Below are 5,960 nucleotides of genomic sequence, written 5' to 3' on the forward strand. Positions count from 1 at the left end.
GGCCGTGGGGCGCCGACCGGTCCTCGACCCACGGCCGCTCGACCACGCCCGACGCACGCAGCGACCGGTAGACGGCGATCGCGCGGCGCACGTGCCGGCCGCGCGCGGACTCCGGCTCGTGGTTGTCGGTGAGCAGACGCGTCATGTGCGCGACCGGGTCGCCGGCGCGGGCCAGCACGTGCAGGACCATGGCGTGCGACACGGCGAACGACGACGTCAGCGGCTCGGGCGGCGCGTCGCGCAGGCGCTCGAACGTCTTGTCGGTCCAGTTCACGTGACCGGCGGGCGCCTGCTTGCGGACGATCTTCTTGAGCTTGCGCGGGTCGTCGCCCGCCTTCTCCAGCGCCCGACGGTTCTCGATGACGTGCTCGGGCGCGAGCACGATGACCTCGCCGACGGTGTCGAACCCGGCACGGCCCGCGCGCCCGGCGATCTGGTGGAACTCGCGCGCCGACAGGTGCCGCATGCGCACGCCGTCGTACTTCACGAGGCTCGTGAGCAGCACGGTCCGGATGGGCACGTTGATGCCGACGCCGAGCGTGTCCGTGCCGCACACGACGGGCAGCAGGCCCTTCTGGGTGAGCCGCTCCACGACCCGGCGGTACTTCGGCAGCATGCCCGCGTGGTGCACGCCGACGCCGTGCCGCAGCAGGCGCGACAGCGTCCGGCCGAAGCCGGGCCCGAACCGGAACGCGCCGAGCTCCGCGGCGATCGCGTCCCGCTGCTCGCGGCTCGCGAGCGTCGTCGACAGCAGCGACTGCGCGCGCTCGACGGCCTCCTTCTGCGTGAAGTGCACGACGTAGACGGGGGAGCGGCGCGTCGTCACGAGCTCGTCGAGCAGCTCGTGCAGCGGCTCGACCGCGTACGTGAACGTCAGCGGGACCGGGCGCTGCGCGTTCGCGACGACGGCCACGTCGAGGCCCGTGCGGCGGTGCAGGTCGTCGCGGAAGAACGTGACGTCGCCGAGCGTCGCCGACATCAGCAGGAACTGCGTGCGCGGCAGCTCGAGCAGCGGCACCTGCCAGGCCCAGCCGCGCTGCGGGTCGGCGTAGAAGTGGAACTCGTCCATGACGACCTGGCCGACGTCGGCGTCCTCGCCGTCGCGCAGCGCGAGGTTCGCGAGGATCTCGGCGGTGCAGCAGATGATCGGCGCCGTCGGGTTGACCGCCGAGTCGCCCGTCATCATGCCGACGTTCTGCGAGCCGAACGCCTCGACCAGCGCGAAGAACTTCTCGCTGACCAGCGCCTTGAGCGGTGCCGTGTAGTACGTGCGACGGCCCTGGGCCAGCGCGACGAAGTGCGCGGCGGTCGCGACGAGGGACTTCCCCGAGCCCGTCGGCGTCGACAGGATCACGTGCGCGCCCGTGACGAGCTCGAGGAGCGCCTCCTCCTGATGCGGGTACAGGGCGAGCCCGCGGTCGGCGGCCCACCCCGTGAACGCCTCGTACAGCGCGTCGGCGTCGGTCGGGTCGGCGGGGATCCGCTCGGCGAGGGTCGCGGTGCTCATCGCGGTCGATGCTCCCACGCGCACGGGCGGTCGCGTGCCCCCGTGGCGCCCGTGGCGGTCGGGGTCAGGTCGCCCGGGCCGGCACGGGGACGGTCCCGCACCGGCCCGGGCGTCACGTCACGACTGCGGCTTCGAGCCCTTGCAGACGACGCCCACGCACTGCGGCTGGTTGCCGTTGCCCTTGGCCTTGTTCTTGCCGCCGTCGACCACGCCGGGCGCGTGGATGCCCCAGCCCCGGTTGTAGTTCGCGGTGTTCTTCGTGAGCCGGGTGTTCGGACCGCCCTCGATCTCGTCGAAGAAGATCGCGTCGTCGTTCCGCTCGAACAGGTTCCCGCGCAGCAGCGTCTCGGGGAACCAGGTCGGGTCGGAGCCGTCGGTGCGGAAGCCCAGGCCGTTCCCGCGGAACACGTTGTCGACGATCTCGGCCGAGCTGGACTGCAGATCGATCGCCGTGCCGTTGTCGAGGAACTCGGTGCCGCTCACGTGGTTGACGCCCCACACCGAGAAGGACGCGAGCCCCACCTCGTTGCGCTCGACGACGGAGTCGACGATGTCCGCGCCGAAGAAGCGGGCGTCGACCGCGACGCCGTTGTCCGCGAGCGTCGACCGCTCGACGGAGCAGCCGGACTCGTCGCAGTGCAGGCCCGTCGAGTTGTTCTCGATGCGCGAGTCCTCGATCGCGACGCCCGCCGTGATGAGGTTGACCGCCGTGCCGTTGCCGGTGAACACCGACCGCGCGACGTGCGCGAACCCGTAGAACGCCCCGATGCCGTCGGAGTTGGCGGTGAAGACCGAGTCGCTCACCTCGTACGTCTTGCCGGACGCGCCCCAGCGGCCGGACGGGTCGACGCCCGTGCCGTTCTCGGTGAAGGTGACGTCGGCGATCGTGACGACGCCGTCGATCTCGAACTCGGGCTCGTCGTTGCGGATCCCCGTGCTCCAGCCGGCGATCGTGCCGTCGTGGACGCCCGCGTCGCCGAGCACCTGGACCAGCACGCCGACGCCCGAGCCGGGGCCGCGCAGCGTGTGGCCGCCGAGGTCGAGCGTGACCCCCTCGGCCAGCTCGAGCCCGCCCGCACCCGCGGGACACGTGAGGTCGGCGGTCAGCACCGAGTCGGTGGTGAGCACCGCACCGCAGCCCGGGACGGGCGTGGCGGCGAGCGACGGCGTGGCGACGAGCGCACCACCCGCTGCGAGGACGAGACAGGACAGCACGGACGGCAGACGCATGACGGATCCCCCTGTGGACGCGGCACCCCGGCGAGGCGGGGCTGTCGGCGCCAGTCTGGCGGCGACGGCGGCCCGGCATGTCCGGTATGCCCCTTCTTCGCCCGGGTGAATCGTGCCCGGCGAGAAGCCGCGGAACGCCGGTGGCACGCTCGACGCATGAAGCCGTTCGTCCTGCTCGCGTCCCGGTCGCAGGACGTCGCCGCCGACGCGGAGTACGCGGCGATGCTCGCCTACGGCGGCCTCCGACCCGAGGACCTCGTCCGGGTCCGCATGGAGGCCGGCCCGCTGCCGGACCTCGACCTCGACGCGGTGTCCGGCATCCTCGTCGGCGGCAGCCCCTTCGACGCGAGCACCCCGCAGGACCAGAAGTCCGCGGTCCAGGTGCGCGTCGAGACGGAGGTGTCCGCCCTGCTCGACGAGGTCGTCGACCGTGACCTGCCGTTCCTGGGCGCCTGCTACGGCGTCGGGACGCTGGGCGTCCACCAGGGCGGCGTCATCGACCGTGTGCACGCCGAGCCGATCTCGGCGGTGCGCGTCACGCTCACCCCCGACGGGCGCGCCGACCCGCTGCTCGCCGACGTGCCGGACGCGTTCGACGCGTTCGTCGGTCACAAGGAGGCGTGCCGCGTGCTGCCGCCCACCGCGACGCTGCTCGCGTCCTCCCCGGCGTGCCCCGTGCAGATGTTCCGCGTCCGCACGAACCTCTACGCGACGCAGTTCCACCCCGAGCTCGACGTCGACGGCATCTCGACCCGCATCCGCGTCTACCGGGAGTACGGGTACTTCCGGCCCGACGAGGCGGACGCCGTGCTCGCGGGCGTCCGCGACGCCGACGTGTGGGCGCCGCCCCGGATTCTCGCGGCGTTCGTCCGGCGGTACGCGCGCGACTGACCCGGACGGCGACGGTGGCCGCCGGCGGGGTCGGCGGGCCGGTGCGCGGCGCCCGTGAGCCCGCCGCCGCACCGGCTCCCCGTCGTCGCGGTCAGGACGTCGTGCAGACCACCCCGACGCACTGCGGCTCGGTGCCGTTGCCGCGCGCGACGTTCCCACCGAGGTCCGTGACGCCGGGCGTCCAGATCCCCTTGCCGGTGCTGCGCCGGACGTCGTTCCCGCCCACCTGCACCGACTCGTCGCCGTTCTCGATCACGATGCCGTCCCCGTTGAGGCGCAGCGTGTTGTTCAGGATCGTCGCGTCGTAGACCTCCAGGTCGGCGGGTCGCGTCCCGATCCCGACGCCGTTGCCCCGCAGGACGTTGCCCTCGACGTGCACGTCGAGCCGACCCACGCCCACGCCGAGGCCGTTCGACGTGAAGTGCGAGCCCTGCACCACTCCGCCGAGCGCGTTCGCCGTGTCCACACCGACGTCGTTGCCGACGAACCGGCTGGACCCGACCGTCGCGAAGCCGTTGTACATCGGGCCGACGCCCGTCCCGTTGTCGACGAACGTCGAGCGGGTGACCGTCAGCGACGCCTCGGACGCTCGGACGGCCGCACCGTTCCGCGTGAACGTGCTGTCGGACACCGTCGCGTCGCCGCCGCTCCAGATGCCGGACCCGTTGTCGCTGAAGGTCGACGCACGCACGTCCACCTCCGCGAACCAGCCGCCCTCGACCGCGATGTCGAGCGAGCGGAACGTCGACCGCTCGATCGTCGTCGCCTTCCGGAACCGGCCCGTGCCCGACTCGCCGGACGCGTCGACGCCCACGCGGGCGTCCTGGACGGTCACGCGCGTGACGGTGAGCGGGCCCGACTCCACGCCGGGGTCGTCCGGGTCGGCGTCCGCCCACGTGTCGATCCCGCTGCCCCAGCCGGCGACCGTGCCGTTGCGCACGACCACGGGCCCGCTCCACGCGACCTCGACCCCGTTCCCGGTCCCGGGGCCGCGCAGCGCGTGGCCGCCGAGGTTGAGCGTGACCCCGGGGGCCAGGCGGAGGCCCGGTCCGGTCGTGCACACGAGGTCCGCGAGCAGGGTCGTGCTCCTGGTCAGGGTCTCCCCGCAGGTCGGCTGCGGCGGGCGTGCGGACGCCGGTGTCGCCACGAGCGCGGCGCCGAGCGCGAGGACGGTGGACAGGACGAGCGGACGGCGACGCATGCGGACCCCCTGGCGTGACGGCCCGCCGGCGTCGGTGCCGCGGGCACGATGCGTCGAGCCTGCCCGTCCGAGATGTCCCGGAACAACCGGTTCGGGCGGGTTCGGCGGGTGAAACGTGCGCTCGCGGACCGGGGGACGCCGGGAGACGATCGGCCGCATGACGACGACCGACGACCGCAGCACCGACCGGCCGGCGCCGCGTGCACCGCGGCTCCGGCCCTCGGGGTGGGTCGCCACCGCCCGACGCGAGGTCGGCACCCGCCTGTTCCTGCGCGTGGCCGGGCCCGACGGGGTCGAGCAGCGCGACCGGATCCACGGGACGCCCGGGCCGCGGTGGTTCCCGACGGGCAGCGCGATCCGGACGGTCCACGGCGACGCGTCGATGTTCGTCGGCGGGATCCGCGCGCTGCTGCTGCAGTCGCTCCACCCCGCGGCGATGGCGGCCGTCGGCGCCCACTCCGGGTACCGGGGCGACCCGTGGGGGCGGCTCGCGCGCACGAGCACGTTCCTCGCCGACACGGTGTTCGGTACGGCCCACGACGCAGAGGCCGCGGTCGAGCGCGTCCGCGCGGTGCACCGGCGGATCCGCGGGACGACCCCCGACGGTGTGCCGTACGCCGCGGACGACCCGCAGCTGCTGCGCTGGGTGCACGTCGCCGAGATCGACAGCTTCCTGCGCGCGCACCGCCGGTACGGCAGCCACCCGCTCGACGCGCGGGGCGCCGACGCGTACGTCGCGCAGGCCGCCGTCGTGGGGCGGGCGCTGGGTGCCGCGGACGTGCCGACGACGGTCGCGGACCTGGCGGCCGCGATCGAGGACTTCCGTCCCGTCCTCGGCCCGAGCGACGCCGCGCGCGACGCCGCCCACTTCCTCCTGCACGAGCCGCCCGTCCCGCTGACGATGCGTGCGGGGTACGTCGGGCTCGCACGGGCCGCCGTCGCGTCCCTGCCCGGCTGGGCGCTCGACGACCTCGGCGTGGCCCGCCCGGGCCGGGTGCGGCGACGTGTGGACGCGGCCGCGGGCGCGGGTGCGACGCGCGCGATCCGGTGGCTGCTGGCCGCCGACTCCGCGGGCCGGGTCACGTACGGCGACGACGTGCCGGCCGCGCAGGGACGCTGACCGCCCGATGC

Annotated in this window: 5 protein-coding genes; 2 read left to right on the forward strand and 3 right to left on the reverse strand. The window is 74.1% G+C overall.

Features of this window, described 5'->3' with window-relative positions:
* Both CTKZ_RS12250 and CTKZ_RS12255 read right to left on the reverse strand, forming a co-directional pair.
* Positions 1-1,507, reverse strand: a 1,507-nt coding sequence (locus tag CTKZ_RS12250; RefSeq protein WP_124343209.1) for a DEAD/DEAH box helicase, incomplete at its 3' end; no start/stop codon positions are given.
* A gap of 117 nt (positions 1,508-1,624) precedes the next feature.
* Entirely contained in the window at positions 1,625-2,737 is a 1,113-nt protein-coding gene (locus CTKZ_RS12255; RefSeq protein WP_124343210.1) for a NosD domain-containing protein, read from the reverse strand.
* Positions 2,738-2,893: 156 nt separating this feature from the next.
* On the opposite strand from CTKZ_RS12255, the gene CTKZ_RS12260 reads away from it, so the two are divergent.
* On the forward strand, positions 2,894-3,628 hold the full coding sequence (locus tag CTKZ_RS12260; protein ID WP_124343211.1) for a glutamine amidotransferase: 735 nt from the start codon (positions 2,894-2,896) through the stop codon (positions 3,626-3,628).
* A 91-nt stretch (positions 3,629-3,719) separates the two neighbouring features.
* Here the strand turns inward: CTKZ_RS12260 and CTKZ_RS12265 are convergent, their stop codons facing one another.
* Positions 3,720-4,829, reverse strand: a complete 1,110-nt coding sequence (locus CTKZ_RS12265) for a right-handed parallel beta-helix repeat-containing protein (protein WP_160142894.1) — start codon at positions 4,827-4,829, stop codon at positions 3,720-3,722.
* Positions 4,830-4,986: 157 nt separating this feature from the next.
* Between CTKZ_RS12265 and CTKZ_RS12270 the strand changes: the two genes are divergently transcribed.
* Positions 4,987-5,949 (forward strand): oxygenase MpaB family protein, encoded by a 963-nt coding sequence (locus CTKZ_RS12270; protein WP_124343213.1) that lies wholly within the window; start codon positions 4,987-4,989, stop codon positions 5,947-5,949.
* The last annotated feature ends 11 nt before the right edge of the window (positions 5,950-5,960 follow it).

The sequence above is a fragment of the Cellulomonas algicola genome, from assembly GCF_003851725.1.
In the GTDB taxonomy this organism is placed as follows: Bacteria; Actinomycetota; Actinomycetes; order Actinomycetales; family Cellulomonadaceae; genus Cellulomonas; species Cellulomonas algicola.

Coding starts and splice junctions, on each gene's coding strand:
- CTKZ_RS12255 (WP_124343210.1), bottom strand. CDS start 2,737: ATGCGTCTGCCGTCCGTGCTGTCCTGTCTCGTCCTCGCAGCGGGTGGT.
- CTKZ_RS12260 (WP_124343211.1), top strand. CDS start 2,894: ATGAAGCCGTTCGTCCTGCTCGCGTCCCGGTCGCAGGACGTCGCCGCC.
- CTKZ_RS12265 (WP_160142894.1), bottom strand. CDS start 4,829: ATGCGTCGCCGTCCGCTCGTCCTGTCCACCGTCCTCGCGCTCGGCGCC.
- CTKZ_RS12270 (WP_124343213.1), top strand. CDS start 4,987: ATGACGACGACCGACGACCGCAGCACCGACCGGCCGGCGCCGCGTGCA.